The organism is Streptomyces sp. NPDC054887 (assembly GCF_053610585.1).
In genome coordinates this window covers 19,458-35,599 of record NZ_JBSGYQ010000007.1, presented here as the reverse complement: position 1 = coordinate 35,599, position 16,142 = coordinate 19,458, and the positions used below count along the sequence as shown (strand labels likewise).

Annotated in this window: 12 protein-coding genes; 4 read left to right on the top strand and 8 right to left on the bottom strand. The window is 71.5% G+C overall.

What is annotated here, in order from left to right; genetic code table 11:
- Positions 1-6 precede the first annotated feature (6 nt).
- A complete protein-coding gene (locus tag ACWGH0_RS05835; RefSeq protein ID WP_453403004.1) occupies positions 7-1,470 on the bottom strand; it encodes an LCP family protein in 1,464 nt (487 codons plus the stop codon).
- Between the two features lie 87 nt (positions 1,471-1,557).
- Here ACWGH0_RS05835 and ACWGH0_RS05830 point away from each other — a divergent pair, with 87 nt between their 5' ends.
- Positions 1,558-2,574: a glycosyltransferase family 2 protein gene (locus tag ACWGH0_RS05830; RefSeq protein WP_453402893.1), complete on the top strand. Its 1,017-nt coding sequence runs from the start codon at positions 1,558-1,560 to the stop codon at positions 2,572-2,574.
- A gap of 65 nt (positions 2,575-2,639) precedes the next feature.
- Here ACWGH0_RS05830 and ACWGH0_RS05825 read toward each other — a convergent pair whose 3' ends face one another.
- From ACWGH0_RS05825 to ACWGH0_RS05810, 4 genes are all read right to left on the bottom strand, one after another.
- Positions 2,640-4,307 carry an LCP family protein gene (locus tag ACWGH0_RS05825; protein ID WP_453402892.1) on the bottom strand — a complete coding sequence of 556 codons (1,668 nt, stop codon included), beginning with the start codon at positions 4,305-4,307 and terminating at the stop codon, positions 2,640-2,642.
- A 31-nt stretch (positions 4,308-4,338) separates the two neighbouring features.
- Positions 4,339-6,063 carry an LCP family protein gene (locus ACWGH0_RS05820; RefSeq protein ID WP_453402891.1) on the bottom strand — a complete coding sequence of 575 codons (1,725 nt, stop codon included), beginning with the start codon at positions 6,061-6,063 and terminating at the stop codon, positions 4,339-4,341.
- 219 nt (positions 6,064-6,282) lie between these two features.
- On the bottom strand, positions 6,283-7,665 hold the full coding sequence (locus tag ACWGH0_RS05815) for an LCP family glycopolymer transferase (protein WP_453402890.1): 1,383 nt from the start codon (positions 7,663-7,665) through the stop codon (positions 6,283-6,285).
- Between the two features lie 163 nt (positions 7,666-7,828).
- Positions 7,829-8,593 carry a TIGR03089 family protein gene (locus ACWGH0_RS05810; RefSeq protein WP_453402889.1) on the bottom strand — a complete coding sequence of 255 codons (765 nt, stop codon included), beginning with the start codon at positions 8,591-8,593 and terminating at the stop codon, positions 7,829-7,831.
- 139 nt (positions 8,594-8,732) lie between these two features.
- Here ACWGH0_RS05810 and ACWGH0_RS05805 point away from each other — a divergent pair, with 139 nt between their 5' ends.
- From ACWGH0_RS05805 to ACWGH0_RS05795, 3 genes are all read left to right on the top strand, one after another.
- Entirely contained in the window at positions 8,733-10,115 is a 1,383-nt protein-coding gene (locus ACWGH0_RS05805) for a peptidoglycan recognition protein family protein (RefSeq protein ID WP_453402888.1), read from the top strand.
- 77 nt (positions 10,116-10,192) lie between these two features.
- Complete coding sequence (locus ACWGH0_RS05800; RefSeq protein ID WP_453402887.1) at positions 10,193-11,275, top strand: sugar phosphate nucleotidyltransferase; 1,083 nt, start codon at positions 10,193-10,195, stop codon at positions 11,273-11,275.
- Positions 11,276-11,315: 40 nt separating this feature from the next.
- On the top strand, positions 11,316-12,326 hold the full coding sequence (locus ACWGH0_RS05795) for a DNA-3-methyladenine glycosylase family protein (protein ID WP_453402886.1): 1,011 nt from the start codon (positions 11,316-11,318) through the stop codon (positions 12,324-12,326).
- Between the two features lie 290 nt (positions 12,327-12,616).
- Here the strand turns inward: ACWGH0_RS05795 and ACWGH0_RS05790 are convergent, their stop codons facing one another.
- From ACWGH0_RS05790 to ACWGH0_RS05780, 3 genes are all read right to left on the bottom strand, one after another.
- The gene (locus tag ACWGH0_RS05790; protein WP_453402885.1) at positions 12,617-14,035 is read right to left on the bottom strand and encodes a coenzyme F420-0:L-glutamate ligase; all 1,419 of its coding nucleotides are present in this window, start codon (positions 14,033-14,035) and stop codon (positions 12,617-12,619) included.
- A gap of 32 nt (positions 14,036-14,067) precedes the next feature.
- Positions 14,068-15,024, bottom strand: a complete 957-nt coding sequence (gene cofD, locus ACWGH0_RS05785) for a 2-phospho-L-lactate transferase (protein WP_453402884.1) — start codon at positions 15,022-15,024, stop codon at positions 14,068-14,070.
- A gap of 161 nt (positions 15,025-15,185) precedes the next feature.
- Positions 15,186-15,695, bottom strand: a complete 510-nt coding sequence (locus ACWGH0_RS05780) for a cysteine dioxygenase (protein WP_453402883.1) — start codon at positions 15,693-15,695, stop codon at positions 15,186-15,188.
- Positions 15,696-16,142 lie beyond the last annotated feature (447 nt).

Sequence of the window (16,142 nt, the reverse complement as noted above, 5' to 3'; positions counted from 1 at the left end):
CGGCCGCTACGGGCAGACGACCTGGTCGCCGGTGACCGCACGGAACGCGCCCTGGCCCGGATCGTCCGCCCGTACCGGCCGCACCTCCTTGAAGTCCGTCCCGGCCATCACCTTCAGCAGCCCGCCCTGACCCTCCACCGCCCGCAGCTCGCAGCCGGGCAGCGCCGCCTGGAGGGACTTCGCCGAACGGTCCCAGCGCGGGTCGTACATGACGAGGGTGCGCCTCACGTCGTGCCGGTCGGCGTCCTCGGGGGCCCGGGTGGTCCGGAAGCCGGTGGAGCGCAGCGCGTCGTCCACGCGCCTGCCGAGGCCGCGGATCAGCGTCCCGTTGTAGACCTGTACGGCGATCTGCTGCGGCGGCACGTCCACGACGGCCTTCTCCTTGCGGACCCGCAGCGGCGCGAGCGGCTTGTCCTCGCGCAGGTGCTGGAACAGCTTCTCCGCCTTCGTCTCGTCCCACTTCACGGTCGAGCCGATGCCCCGCACGGGGGTGTTGACCCCGGTGACCGGCACGGACGTGAACTCCGACGATGCCGGCCGGAAGCCCCGCATCGCCTGCCCCAGGGCCAGCATCTGCTCCGTGCCGAACCCCTTGTCCGCCCGTACCGAGCCGAGCAGCGTGGACGTCACCTCGCGGAACTTGACCGGGTTCAGCAGGACGCCGGCCGTTCCCGCCTTGGCGATGAACGCCGCGAGGAAACGCTGCTGGCGCTGCATGCGGCCGAAGTCGGCGGCGCCGTCGATGTGCCGCGAGCGGACGTACTGGAGGGCCTGCCCGCCGTTCAGCCGGTGGCTGCCGACGGGCAGGTCGAGACCGGTGTACGCGTCCTTCAGCGGGCGGACCGTGCAGACCTCCACCCCGCCGATCACGTCCACCGTCCGCATGAAGCTGGTGAAGTCGACCTCCAGGTAGTGGTCGATCTTCACCTTCGTCATGTGCTCGACGGTCCGGACCGTGAGCCCGGGACCGCCCTCCGCGTACGCCGCGTTGATCTTCGCCGGATGGGCGTTGTGGTGCTTGCCCGTGGACTGGTCGGTGTGCTCCGGGACCATCGCGTAGCTGTCGCGCGGCAGGCTCACGACGCTCGCCCGCTTCTTGTCCGCGGAGATGTGCACCACCATGATCGTGTCGGTGCAGTGGCACGGCTCGCCGCCCAGCCGGTACTTGCGCTTCTCCTCGGCCGTGATCCGGTCGCGGCCGTCGGTGCCGACGAGCAGGATGTTCGTGCCGTCGCCGGGCGCGGGGCGGTTCTTCATGTCCTTGAACGGGTCGACCCGTTCGATGCCGGTCTCCATCCCGGAGACCACGGCGTGACCGATGCCTCCCGCGCACAGCACCAGGACCGAGATCGTGGTGAACAGGCGCATCGACCACTGCGGGCGCTCGTCCCGCCGCCGGCTGCGGCCCTTCTGCGGACGGGGCGACTGGGGCACGTGGGGACCTCCGCGAGGGCATGGGGGGATCGGCAGCAACGTAAGCCCATACGATCAACGACCCCGGGCAGCGACGCGGCCGCCGCGCGACCGTGTCCCCCGTTCGCGGTAACGTGACCCCCGATGAACGCCACACCCGCAGTCTCCGTGATCATGCCGGTCCTCAACGAGGAGCGGCATCTGCGCAACTCGGTCCGCCACATCCTGGAGCAGGATTACGACGGCGAGATGGAGGTGGTGATCGCCATCGGCCCGTCCTCCGACCGGACCGAGGAGATCGCCGCCGAGCTGGTGCGCGAGGACCCCCGCGTCCGCACCGTCCCCAACCCGACGGGCCGCACCCCCGCCGCGCTGAACGCCGCCATCAAGGCGTCCCGGCACCCCGTCGTGGTGCGGGTCGACGGGCACGGGATGCTGTCGCCGAACTACATCGCGACCGCCGTGCGCCTCCTGGAGGAGACCGGCGCCCAGAACGTCGGCGGCATCATGCACGCCGAGGGCGAGAACGCCTGGGAGGACGCGGTCGCCGCCGCGATGACCTCGAAGATCGGCGTCGGGAACGCGGCGTTCCACACCGGCGGCGAGGCCGCTCCGGCCGAGACCGTGTACCTGGGCGTCTTCCGCCGCGAGGCCCTGGAGCAGCAGGGCGGCTACAACGAGGAGTTCATCCGCGCCCAGGACTGGGAGCTGAACTTCCGCATCCGCGAGGCGGGCGGCCTGATCTGGTTCTCGCCCGAACTGCGCGTCCAGTACCGCCCGAGGCCCTCGGTCAAGGCCCTCGCCAAGCAGTACAAGGACTACGGCCGCTGGCGCCACGTGGTGGCCCGCTACCACGCCGGTTCGATCAACCTGCGCTACCTCGCGCCGCCGACCGCCGTCTGCGCGATCGCCGCGGGCCTCGTCGTCGGCGCCGCGCTCACCCCCTGGGGCTTCCTCGTACCGGGCGGCTACCTGGCGGCGATCGTGGCGGGCTCGGTCCCGGCCGGCAAGGGCCTGTCGCTGAAGGCCCGCGCGCAGATCCCGCTCGCCCTGGCGACGATGCACATGTCCTGGGGCTACGGCTTCCTGACCAGCCCCCGCTCCCTCGCCGAGAAGGTCATCGCGAGCCGCCGCCCGGCGGTCCGCCCCACGACGGTCTGACGACCGCGGGCAGGTCCCCGTACCGCTGAGGACCTGCCCGCCGGCTCGCCGTCAATGTGCCGCGGTCACCAGGTGAATCCGGGCTGCACCGTCATGCACGCCTCGCTGTCCTCGCCGTTGAGCGCACGGCCGGACTTCAGTGCCTCCGCCGTGCTCTTGCCGTCGTCCTTCGCCGCCGACTCCGGGTACGCGCTGCCGGTACGCCAGTCCGCGCCCACGACCAGCGTGACGCCCGAGACGTCGGTGGACTTCTTCGCCGAACTCGGCGGCAGCCCCAGCGACTTGGCGACGGCCTGGGCGTCACCCTCCAGGTCCGCGCTCGGGAAGTACACCGTCGTCCGCTCCAGGGGGACGCTGCGGGTGTCGGCCTTCGCCTGCGCGAAGCCCTTCTCCACGAGTACGCGGGCGACCTCCGACGCACGTCCCGTCGCCGAGCCGAGGGTGTCGGTATAGGTGCCGTTCTGCACCATCACGCCGATCTCGGCGTCCGGTGCGGCCGGGTCCTCGGACGCCTTCGGCTTCTGCTTCTTCGAGGCCCTGCCGTCCAGCGGCGTGTCCTCGCGCACCATCTTGAAGAGCAGCTCGGCCTCGCCCGGCTTGGGGAGGACCCGTCCGCCCTGCGGCACCCACGGCATGGTGGCCATGGTGATGCGGGCCGTCGGGACCTTCTTGAGCTCCTCGCCGAGGTCGTACAGCTTCGTGACGGTGTCGAGCCCCTCGTCGACGGTGAGGGCCCCGGTGGCGGCCGAGGCCAGCTTCCGCAGCTTGTTCGGGTCGCTGAGCTTGGTGTTCTTCTTCAGCTCCCGGACCATCGCGTTCATGTACATGTGCTGTCCGTGCGTACGCGCGAGGTCGGTGCCGTCCTCGAAGCCGTAACGGGTGCGCAGCCACTGGAGGGCCTGCTTGCCCTTGACGTAGGTCGTGCCCTTCTCCAGCTTGAGGCCGGAGCCCTCGCCCTTGCTGTTGCGGGAGTGCACGTTGTCGGTGACGCAGACCGGGACGCCGCCGATGGCGTCCGCCATGGAGACCACACCGGAGAAGTCGATCATCATGAAGTGGTCGATGGTGATGCCGGTCAGTTCGTACCAGGTGGCGACCGTGCAACCGGGACCGCCGCGGCCGAGGCTCTGGTTGGTCATCCGCAGGTTCGTCGTCGCCGGGTAGACCTCGCCGGTTTCCGGGTCGGTGCACTTGGGCATCTTCAGCAGGGTGTCGCGCGGCATGCTGATGACGGAGATGTTGCTGCGGTCGGCGGAGACGTGCAGCAGCATCTGCACGTCGGCCAGCGGCGGGCTGTCGAAGGTCTCTCTGGCGCCGCCGAGCCGCTTGTTGGCGTCGGAGTTCCGCGCGTCCGAACCGATGAGCAGGATGTTCAGCGGGGTCTGGCCGGCGGCGTTGGCCTTGTGGCCGGCCATCGGCTTGTCCCCGAGGTTGAGTTGTTCCTTCTTCAGCGAGCTGTTGAGGTGACGGTAGTACAGGTATCCGGCGCCGGCCGTGCCGAGTATCAGCAGGGACAGTACGGACGCCACCCAGCGCAGCACCCGTCGTTTGCCGCCCCTGCCGCCGCGTCTGTGCCCGCTGCCGCGCCGCCGGTGCGGGCCGCCACCGGCGGACCCGGCGCCCGCCGCATCGCCGTCGGCTCCGCCCCTGCCCCGTTCGCCTGCGTCCCGGACGCCCCCTCGCGTCCCCTCCTCACGCACGCTGTTGTGTCCCACCCCTGGCCCCCCTGTCATTCGGGCGCCGGACAGTCCGGTGGCCCGAGTTTCACTGTGCGCAGATCTTCTTGTCTGCTTCGACCTTGTCCACCTCGGGCGCCTTCACCGGTCCGGTGATCGGCACCCCCTCGCCCTTGAAGTCGGCGCCGAGTGTCAGGACCATGGCCTGCATCTCGCCCGCGTCGTCGGCGCCCTTCTTCATGGCCGTGGCGGGCAGGCCCATCAGGTCCGCCAGCTTGCGTGCCTGGTCGGCCTGGTTGGGCGCGTACTCAAGCGTAGTCTTGTCGATCTTCTCCGGGGCGTTGCTCTTGTTCGCGGACTTGAGCACGCCCTTCTCGACCTGGAGCCAGTTCAGCGTCTTCTGCGCGGCCCCGGCGGTGTCGCTCCCGTTGTAGACGTCGACCCGCACCTCGGAGGCGTCGGCCCTGGGACCCTTGAGCAGCGCCGCCTGCTTGCTCTTGGCGGCCTTCTCCTTCTTCTTCACCTCGGTGAAGGAGGTGTCGCTCTGGAGCATGCTGAAGACCTGGGGGGCCTTGACCGGGTCCAGGACGACGGTGGCCCGCACCTTCTCGTTGGGGTTGTCGATGACGGGGATCGTCGTGAACGTGATGTTCTTGAGGTTGATCCGGCCCAGTTCCTCGGCCAGTCCCTTGAGCTGCGAGATCTCGCCGATGCCCTGGTCCACCGTGAGCGCCTTCGTGGCCGCGTCCGCGAGCGCGAGCATCCGCTTCGGGTTGCCCAGCGTCTCTTCCTTCATCTTGCGGATCATCGAGGCGATGAACTGCTGCTGCATCTTGATGCGGTCGAGGTCGCTCTCGTTGCCGAGGCCGTGCCGGTTGCGCAGGAACGCGAGCGCCTGCTCGCCCTGGAGGGTGTGGTCGCCCGCGCCCAGGTCGAGCTTCGAGTAGTCGTCGTCCTTGATGGGCTTGGTCAGGCAGACGTCCACACCGTCGATCGCGGTGGTCAGCGTCTTGACCGCGTTGAAGTCGGCCATCATGAAGTGGTCGATCGGGACGCCGGTGATCTCCTTGACCGTGCGCATGGTGCAGCCCGGGTCGCGGCCGGCCACGCCGAAGCTCTCGTTGAACTTCGTGTACGCCTTGCCGGGGATGATCTTGGTCGAGCCGTCCGGCTGCTTGGTGGGGCAGTCGGGGATGTCCGTCTTCAGGTCGCGGGGAATGCTCAGCGCGGTCGCGTTGGTCCGGTCCTCGGAGACGTGGAAGAGGAACGTCGTGTCGGCGTGCCCGGTGGTGTTCTCCCGGTCGCCGTAGCCCTCGTTGCCCTTGCCGGTGCGCTTGTCCGTACCGATGATCAGAATGTTCAGCGGGCCGTCCTTGAGGCCCCCGTTGGCGGCATCACCGACGTCGATCTTGTTGATGTTCCCGTTGAGGCGGTCGTAGAGCACGTACGCGCCGACCGAGACGCCCACCAGCACGAAGCCCATCACACCGCCGGTCCACACCAGCGCCTTCTTCTTGCCCGACTTCTTCACCTTGCGCTTGCGCCGGCCCGCCTGCGGGTCGGAACCGCCGGAGCCCTTGCCGTCGGAGCCGTTCGCGGCACGCCGGCCGCCGCGCTGCGCCGGGACCTGCCGCCGGGGGGCCGTGGCCACATCGCCGGAGCTTCTTCTGGAACGGGGGCCTCTGGGGGACGCGGCGGGCGACTGCCCAGCGGATTGGTCCAGTCGCAGCTCGTAATCACCGGTGGCCGGGTTCAGAACCCACTGGTCTGCCGGGTCGATTTCCTCGGCCCGCCCACGGTTTTGCGCATCCACGGTTGCTTGAGTCCTCCGTCGGGTGCCACATGAGGCGCCTCCCCCCAGGCCCTCTGGCGTTCTTTCCAGCAGTGCGACCTCAGGGCCGGAAGCACCGGATCGCGTCACACTATCTGCCCAGTTCAACGCGGGGCGACGTCCGTGACAAATTCCACTCCCCTTACACCTGGGCAATACGCCCAATCCGCGTCAGTTGGCGGCCATGCCTTGGTCATGGCTTTACTCGCACTCGTCGGTGGCGGCATTGCTCCCGGTGAACGTCGGTGTCGGTGCCGGGCTGGTCGCGCCCGCGTCGTCCGGCTTCCCGTCGGCGTCGCTCCCGCTCTTCCCGCGCTCCTCCTGTGACCCCGCGGGTACGACGGAGACCGGCGCGTCCTCGCGCAGCTGCTTGAACAGGCGGCTCGCGTCCGGCTCCACGAGCTCGTCGCGGTTCGGGTCCTGCCGGTACGGCTGCCGGGGCACCGTCATGAACTGCACCTGGTCGGTGGGGATGTTCCGCATGCCGCGCACCAGGTTGTACAGGTCCTTGAGCGAGTCGAGCCCGGGATCCGTCGTGAGGGACTTCGTCGCCGCGTCCAGCACCGGGTACAGCCGCGTCGGGTTGAGCAGTACGCCGTTGCTCTGCACCTTGTTCACCAGCGCGCCCAGGAACCGCTGCTGGCGTTCCATGCGCTCGGTGTCACTGCCGTCGCCGATGCTCTTGCGGGCCCGTACGAAGCCGAGGGCCTGCTCGCCGTTCAGCTTCTGGCGGCCCTTGTCGAGCCGCAGCAGGGCGTCGTCGTCGTCGATCGGCTCCTTGAGGCAGATCTCCACGCCGTGCACCGCGTCGACCATCCCCTTGAAGCCCGCGAAGTCGACGACCATGTGGTGGTCCACGCGGATGCCCGTGAGTTTCTCGACCGTACGGATCGTGCACGCCGTACCGCCGAGCTCGAACGCCGAGTTGAACTGGGTGAGCTGCTTGCCCGTCCGCTTCCCGTCGGGCTTGCGGCAGCTCGGCACCTCCACCATCAGGTCGCGCGGCAGCGAGACGGCTGTCGCGCTCCCGCGGTCGCCGGCCAGGTGCAGCAGGATCGTCGTGTCCGAGCGCTGGGTGCCCTCGTCCGCGCCGTACTTGCTGTTGCCCTTGCCGGAGCGGGTGTCGGAGCCGATGAGCAGGATGTTCTGGGCGTCCAGCGCGATGGGCGTGGGGCGTTCCTTCTCGTACTCCTCCAGCTCGGCGGCGGCGGTGGTGTCGGTGGTGATGTTGCCGTCGAGCGTCCGGTAGAGCCACCAGCCGATGCCGGCCGCGACCAGGAGGGCGAAGGACGCGCCGATGGCGGTCCAACGCAGCCAGCGCCGGGAGCCGTTGGCGTCCGCACCGGCGCCGTCCCCCTCGCCGGAGCTCCCGTCGGGGGCATCGGCCTCGGCGTCCCCGCCCGCGCGCGGGCTCGTGTCGCCTTCACCGGTCTTCCCGCCGCCGTCCTTCGGCTCGTCCTTCGAGTCGGTCTTCGACTCGGCCTTGGGCTCCGCCTCGCCCGCACCCTCCGTGGCCCGGCCCTTCGCCTCGTCCTCCTCGTCCGGCGTGTCCGGTCCGGAGGGCGTGCCAGCACTGTCGGTCACGTCTGCGTCCATCCTTCACGGAGTCGGCGGCGCGCTGGGCCGCCGGTCGCAGGGGTAGACGGACGAACCTCGCGCATGGTTGTGCGGTGCACCGCCGATCATCCACCGGAGCCCGCCCCTCCGGCCGCAGGGCTCGGCAGCCGGTGGGCCGGACGGGTGGCACTCAGGGCGCCTGCGATACCGCCGTGTTGGTGACGCGCTCGCTCTTGATCCGCTGGGCGAGTCCGTCTTCCGACAGGTGGCCGAGGTTCCGGCACAGCACCACCGACCCGCCGATGGCGAGCGGCGCGAAGAGGCCCGACGACAGCCCCTCCCACGTGTCGTACGCCAGTCCGGACAGCAGCCGGGCCCTGGGTGCGAGCCCCAGCGCCTTCGCGTCCGCGCGGGCCCGGTCGACGACTTCGGCGCCGGTGAGCTCCGCGCCGCCGACGCGCAGCGCGGGCCCGTCCGGGTCGACGGGCGCGTACGGCGCGAAGCGGTCGCCCTGCCCCGGGATCTCGACGGCGTAGTCCGCGAATCCGGCGGGCGGCTGCGGGAAACGGCCGCCCAAGGGGCGCAGCGCGAGCGCCACCCGTTCGCCGCCGCAGGCGCGCGCCTGCTCCAGCGTGTCGGGTCCGGCGACCACGAGGTCGGCGTCGGCCGGGGCGCCGCCGGCGTCGGCGGGGCCGCCCACCGGGGGGCCCGCCGGCACCCCCACGGCGGGCTGGCCGTGGGCGGGCCGGCGCAGCCCGCGCCGGGGGCCCGGCGCGGCGGCGAGGTCGCCCTGGAGCAGATTGGCGGTCTTGGCCACCCAATTGGCGAAGGTGGCGACGGACAGTTCTACGCGTTCGCCGGTGGCGTCGTCGTAGAAGGTGACCAGTGGCTGGGCCGGGTCCGCGGCGAGCGCGGATCGCAGCAGGTCGGCGGGGGTGCGATCGGTGGCGTTCACCCGCGCAAGGGTACGCCGCGCCGCCGGGCGGGGGCCGGGTCGCCCGGGGTGCGCGACGGCTGCCCGTACACCGGTTCGGCCGACGGGGCGTCAATTTCCCAATGGACATATTTGTCTACTTATGTCCAAGATCTGCTCCATGCGTGCATTCCTTGCTTCCGCGATCGGAGTCGCGTGCACCGCGGCTCTGGTCCTGCCCACCGCCGCCCTCGCCGCTCCGGTCCCCGCCAGTACGGCGCCACCGGGCTCCACCCAGTCGCTGCCCCTCGTGCCGCTCGTGCCGGACGCCCCCGGCAACGACCGCGCCGCCGGCACCGTCCCACAGGGCCTGACGGAGCGTGACGCCAAGCCCTTCTCACTCGTCGGGGTCGTCTGGGACGACGCCGGCGCCGAACTCCACGGCACGGCCCAGGTCCGTACCCGCTCGACCGGGACGGGCGCCTGGTCGGGCTGGCAGTACCTCGAAACCCACAACCACGACCACGCCGCCGACTCCGGCACGCCGGAACGCGAGACCGGGAAGGTCCGCGGCTCCACCGCGCCCCTGTGGGTCGGCGCCAGCGACGGCGTGGAGGTACGGGTACGCCCCGAGGAACCCGCCCGCCGAGGCTCCGCCCCCGCCCGGCTCCCGTCCGGCCTGCGCCTCGAACTGGTGGACCCGGGCGACGACCCGCCCGCCGGCACCACGACCACCTCCGCGGAGACCGCCGTCGACGCCGTCGACGCCAACGCCGACGACAGCGCCGCCCAGACCGGGGCCGTCGAAGCGGACGACCCCCGCACCACCCTCATGACCGCCGAGGACGCCGCGGCCTCCGCCGTCAACGCCGACCTCGTACCGCTCGGCGCCACGGAAGTACCGGCGCTGACCAAGGCCGAGACGGAGGACCAGACCTTCGTACTGGGCGGAAAGCCGCTGATCGGACCCCGCCCGCGCATCGTCACCCGCAAGGGCTGGGGGGCGAACGAACAGCTCCGCGAGCGCAACTTCGTCTACACCAAGCGGGTCAAAGCGGCCTTCGTGCACCACAGCGCCACCGGAAACAACTACAGCTGCTCACAGGCCGACTCCGTCCTGCGCAGTATCTACCGCTACCACGTCAAGAGCAGCGGCTGGCGCGACTTCGGCTACAACTTCGCCGTCGACAAGTGCGGAAACATCTACGAAGGCAGGGCAGGCGGTGTGGCCAAGCCGGTCCTGGGGGCGCACACTCTCGGTTTCAACAGCAACAGCACGGGCATCGCCGTTCTCGGTACCTACAGCAAGTCCGACCCACCCGCCGCCGTCGTCAACGCCGTTGCCCGCCTCACCGCCTGGAAGCTCGGCCTGTACGGCGCCGACCCGCGCGCCAAGACCACACTCAAGTCCGGCGGCGGCAACCGCTACAAGAAGGGCACCATCGTCAAGCTCAACGTCATTTCCGGACACCGGGACGGATACGCCACCGACTGTCCGGGAGGCCGCCTCTACAGCAAGCTCGACGAGGCCCGGGACGCCTCAGCCCGCCTGCAGGGGCGCTGACCGGGTCGTATCGAACGGTCTGCATACACTGGCCTGCCCGTACCCGGCCGGCCCCAGCAGGAAGCAGAGACGACAAGGTGACTGAAGCGATCCTCCTGGTCGGCGGCAAGGGCACCCGGTTGCGCCCGCTCACCGTGCACACGCCCAAGCCCATGGTCCCGGCGGCAGGTGTGCCCTTCCTCACCCACCAGCTGGCCCGCGCGCGGGCGGCCGGAGTCGAACACATCGTCCTCGCGACGTCGTACCTCGCCGAAGTCTTCGAGCCGTACTTCGGCGACGGCTCCGCCCTCGGTCTGCACCTGGAGTACGTCACCGAGGAGGAGCCGCTCGGCACCGGCGGCGCGATCCGCAACGTGGCCTCGCGCCTGCACTCGTCCCCCGACGACCCGGTCCTCATCTTCAACGGGGACATCCTCACCGGTCTCGACATCGGCGCCCTCGTCTCCACGCACACCGCGTCGGGCGCCGACGTCTCCCTGCACCTCACCCGCGTCGAGGACCCCAGAGCCTTCGGCCTCGTCCCCACCGACCCCACGGGCCGGGTCACGGCCTTCCTGGAGAAGCCGCAGACCCCCGAGGAGATCGTCACCGACCAGATCAACGCGGGTGCGTACGTCTTCCGCCGCTCGGTCATCGACACGATCCCCACCGGCCGCCCCGTCTCGGTCGAACGCGAGACCTTCCCCGACCTGCTGTCCTCCGGCGCGCACCTCCAGGGCATGGTCGATTCGACGTACTGGCTGGACCTCGGCACCCCGCAGGCGTTCGTCCGCGGCTCGGCCGACCTGGTCCTGGGGCGGGCCCCGTCCCCGGCGGTGCCGGGCCGATGCGGCGACCGCCTGGTCCTGCCGACCGCGTCCGTCGCCGCCGACGCGAAGCTGACCGGCGGCACGGTGGTCGGGGAGGGCGCGACGGTCGCCGAGGGCGCACGCGTCGACGGCAGCGCGATCCTCGCCGGAGCCGTGATCGAGGCCGGCGCGGTGATCACCGACTCCCTCATCGGCGCGGGCGCCAGGATCGGGGCGCGCACCGTCGTGTCCGGCGCCGTCGTCGGGGACGGCGCCACGGTGGGCGCGGACAACGAGCTGCGCGAAGGCGTACGGGTGTGGTGCGGCGCCGCGCTCCCCGACGCCTCGCTCCGCTTCTCGTCGGACCAGTAGGCTCGGAGCCCACGCACCCCCCGACCCAAGGACCACACCCGTGTCAGGCCGCTTCGCGCCCCGCCCCGTCACCCGCACCTCGGTGCGGGGCGGTGACACGGCGACGAACGCGCCCGTCCCGCGCCAGACCACGCCCGTCCCGGCCGCGCGCACCCGCATCTGGACCCCGCCGGGACCGCTCGACCTCGCCCTGGTCCTCGGACCGCTCCGCCGCGGTCCGGCCGACCCCACGTTCCGCGCGACCGCCGACGGCGCCTTCTGGCGCACCTGCCGCACACCGGCCGGCCCGGGCACCCTGCGGGTGACCGCCGACGCGGGCGCCGTCCAGGCGACGGCCTGGGGCGAGGGCGCCGACTGGCTCCTGGACGAACTGCCGCCCCTCCTCGGCTCCCTGGACGACCCCTCCGCCTTCGTACCCCGCCACCGCGTCGTCGCCGAGACCTGGCGCCGCCGTCCGGGCCTGCGGCTGGGCCGTACGGGCCTGGTCCTGGAGTCCCTGATCGCCTCCATCCTCGAACAGAAGGTCACCACGGACGAGGCGTACCGCGCCTGGCGCCTGCTGATCCGCAAGTACGGCGAGCCGGCCCCCGGCCCGGTGGACGGCCGCATGTACGTCACGCCCGCACCGAGGACCTGGGCACTCGTCCCGTCCTGGGAGTGGCACCGCGCGGGCGTGGACAGCAAGCGCTCCGCCACGATCCTGCGCGCGGTACGGGTGGCGAGACGCCTGGAGGAGGCGTCCACGATGCCCCTGGAACAAGCGTCGGCCCGCCTGCAACTGATCCCCGGCATCGGCCCCTGGACGGCCGCCGAGACCCTGCAACGCAGCAACGGAGCCGCCGACGCGGTCTCCGTCGGCGACTACCACCTGCCGAGCACGGTCGGCTACGCCCTGGCGGGCAACCGCGACGCGGACGACGACGCCATGCTCGAACTCCTGGCCCCGTACGCCGGCCAACGCCACCGCGCGGCCCGCCTGATCCTCCTCTCAGGCCGAACCCCACCCCGCCGCGCCCCCCGAATGACCCCGGGCAACATCGCGGCCCTCTGACCGGACGAACGCAACGGGGAGTCACCGCCCCGCCCTGTCCCTCCCATGCCGTGAGGCCGGCCCCGCCCCACACCTGACGCTGCCGGAGGGGACGTGCCGGGGCGCTCCCCGCAGGGTGTCGAACGCAACCGCCACGAACGCTCCGCAGCGCTGCCCGAAGGTTCGACACCCGAGGAGACGCCCCGGCGCGGCACCGACCCCAAGGCCCCGGCCTGGCTCAGTGCCAAAGCCCTGGCACAGCACCCAAAGCCCCGGCCGACCCGTCCCAGCACCCCCGAGCCCAGCCCCCGCTACCGCACCTCCACGTACACCGCAGAGTCCCGCACCGCCCTTTCCTTCGGCGCAACCGCCGCATGCCCCACCGCCACAGCCCCCATCGGATCCCACCCCTCCGGCAACCCCAGCACCCCCCGCACCACATCCCGGCAGAACATCGTCGACGAAACCCACGCCGACCCCAGCCGCTCCCCGGCCAGCGCCACCAAGAAGTTCTGCACACCCGCACCCGCGGCCACCACGAACATCTCCCGCTCCGCCGCGTCCCGGCGCGCGTCCCCGTACGTGTGCGAGCCGTCCATCACCATGCACGGCACCACGAGGTACGGCGCGTTGCGCAGCACGTCCCCCCGCCGCACCCGCTTGGCGATCGACTCCTCCGACTTCCCGTCGGCGCGAAGATCCGCCACCCACGCGTCGCGCATCGCGTCGAGCAGCGCCACCCGCGCCGCCTCGCTCTCCACCAGCACGAAGCGCCACGGCGTCGTGTGGTGGGGCGCGGGAGCCGTCACCGCGGCGGCGACCGCACGCCGTACCGCCGCCGGATCGACCGGCTCGTCCGTGAACTCCCGCACGGTACGCCGCTGCGTCACCGCTTCCCGTACGGCCTCCGACGTCCCGAGCCGGAACATGTCGTCGGCCGCCGACCTGACGAGGTCGCGGCTGCCGTCCTCGCCGCCCACGAGATGGGCGAGTCCCCGCACCACGGCGACCGGCAGCCCCTCGGCCTTGCCCTTGACCAGGTCGCCGGCCGCGGCCAACTCGTCCGCGACGGCGACGACGGTGACGTTCAGCGGATTGCCGTGCGCGTCGGTGCCGCCCCGCAGATCGTGGAGGACCCGGACCCCCGCGGCACCGATGGCCACGTCGGTCAGGCCGTTGCGCCAGGGCCGCCCGAACGTGTCGGTGACGACGACGCCCACGTCCACGCCGAGCGCGTCCCGCAGCCCGTCCCGGATCAGGCGCGCCGAAGCGTCCGGATCCTCGGGCAGCAGCAGCACGGTCCCGGCAGCGGTGTTCGACGCGTCGACGCCGGCCGCGGCCATCACGAGCCCCTGGCGGTTCTCGACGATACGAAGGGAGCCGCGCCGCGCGACCACGCGCACGGTCTCCGCGTCGATGGCCGCCTCACGGTCGGCCGCCGCCATGACACGGCCCTCCGCCTTGCTGACGATCTTCGAGGTGACGAGCAGGATGTCGCCGTCGACGAGCCCGGGCCGGGTGGCGGCGATCAACTGTGCGATGTCGTCCCCGCCGCGGACCTCCGGCATCCCCGGAACAGCCCACACCCGAAACCCCGCCACCGCGTCCGCACCAGCGACCACATCCGCACCCGGCACAGTCACCGCGCCCGGCGGCACCGCCTCCGGCACCGCAAGCTCACCCGGCACAGCCTCCGCAGCCGGCACCGCCTCCCCACCCGGCACAGGCATCCCACCCCGCACCGCCCCCGCACCCCCCGAGCTCACCCCCGTACCTCCTCCGCCAGTGCCAGTGCCTCCCGGGCCATGGCGGCCGTAGCCTCCACGTCGGTCATCATCAGCGGGACCGCCCGGCACCGGACGCCCGCGCTCTCCACCTCGTCCACCGCGCCCGCGTCCACCGTGTCGACGAGCCACCCGTCCAGCAGCCCTGACCCGTAGTGCAGGGCGACCGCCGCGGCCGTGGACTCGACCCCCACCGCGGCCAGCACCTTGTCGGCCATACCCCGCACCGGCGCGTCGCCGACGATCGGCGAGAGTCCCACCACCGGCACCCCCGCGTCGGCGATCGCCTCGCGCATGCCGGGCACGGCGAGGATGGTCCCGATGCTCACCACCGGGTTGGACGGCGGGAAGAGGATGACGTCGGCCGAACCGATCGCCTCCAGAACCCCCGGCGCCGGCTTCGCCTGCTCCGCGCCCACCGGCACGACCGCCTGCGCGTCCACCGACGCGCGCAGCTTCACCCAGTACTCCTGGAAGTGGACGGCCTTGCGCTCCCCGTCGATGTCGACCGCGACATGCGTCTCGATGCGGTCGTCGGACATGGGCAGCAGCCGCACCCCCGGCTGCCACCGCTCGCACAGCGCCTCGGTGACCGCGCTCAGCGGATAGCCCGCGCCGAGCATCTGCGTACGGACGATGTGCGTCGCGAAGTCGCGGTCGCCGAGCCCGAACCACTCCGGCCCCACGCCGTACGCCGCGAGTTCGCCCTTGACCTGGAAGGTCTCGTCCGCACGCCCCCAGCCCTGCTCCTCGTTGATGCCACCGCCGAGGGTGTACATCACGGTGTCGAGGTCGGGGCAGACCTTGAGCCCGAACAGATGAATGTCGTCACCGGTGTTGCCGATGACGGTGATGTCCGCGTCAGGCGCGGCCGACTTGAGGCCGCGGAGGAAGCGAGCGCCACCGATACCGCCTGCCAGAACCACAATGCGCATGCACAGCAGTCTGTCAGGCCGGTACGACATCGCGGGCCGCCGGGGATCTGTCCGGCCGGTACGACGCCCCGGGCCGCCGGGGATCTGTCCGGCCGGTACGACGCCCCGGGCCGCCGGGGATCTGTCCGGCCGGTACGACGCCCCGGGCCGCCCGGGATCTGTCAGGCCGGTACGACATCCTGGGCGGCCGGGGACGAGCACCGCGCCGCGTGCATCGGCATCTCGGTGAGTCCGGGGAAGTAGACGTGCAGGCTGACGGCCGGCGTCAGCGCGTCGTTGACGACGTCGTGGGCGTACCCCGGCGCGAACACCCGCTGCGCACCCGCCCCCAGCGTGCGCGGCGCCCGCCCCTTGCCGGCGTGCTCGGTCAACTCGCCCGCGAGGACGGTCAGCACGCCGGAAGAAGGCCCGTGATCGTGCATACCACTGCCCTGACCGGGCACCCAGCTGAGCAGCCAGACCTCATACCCGGGTCCGGTACGCAGCCGGTGGTACCAGCGGCTGGTGGCGTCGTACGAAACGAGGTGTTCCCACTGCGCGCGGTCGGCGGCGATGGAGCGGGCGAGGCCGGCGAACTCGGCGACGGTCGCCGGGTGCTCGCGGGCGGGCTGGAGAAGGTGCTGGACGGCGAGGATGTCGCCGGCGATCTGGAGGTCGCTGTCGCTGTTCATGGTGCGGGGGTTCCTCGGCATGAGTGCTGGGGTGTCGCAGGAAGAGATGCCGCGAGACGCGGACGCGAGACAGGTGCAGCGACCGGAAGCGGATCGCTACGGAGAGTCAGCTGGAGCGCGAAGGCTTCAACAGCTGGAACAACAGCAACAGGAACACGAAGCGCCGAACCGGACCTGGGCAGCGCCACGGGGCCCACGGGTGTGGGTGCGGGGGAGCGCTGCGGTCATCGGCATGGGTTCAAGGAGACCTGGTCGCTCACTCGCTGTCAACTGGATGACCGTTTTGGCCGCAATGTTTCACCTCATCCGGGTAGTGCATCCGGAGAAAGGTTTGTGCAACAGGGGGTGCGGACACATGCCGCAACAACCCCGCACGCAAACGTCGTCAAGGGGTCGCGCACGGTGCAACCGGCGCAAACCGGCGCGACGTGGACGCGAGACGCGACC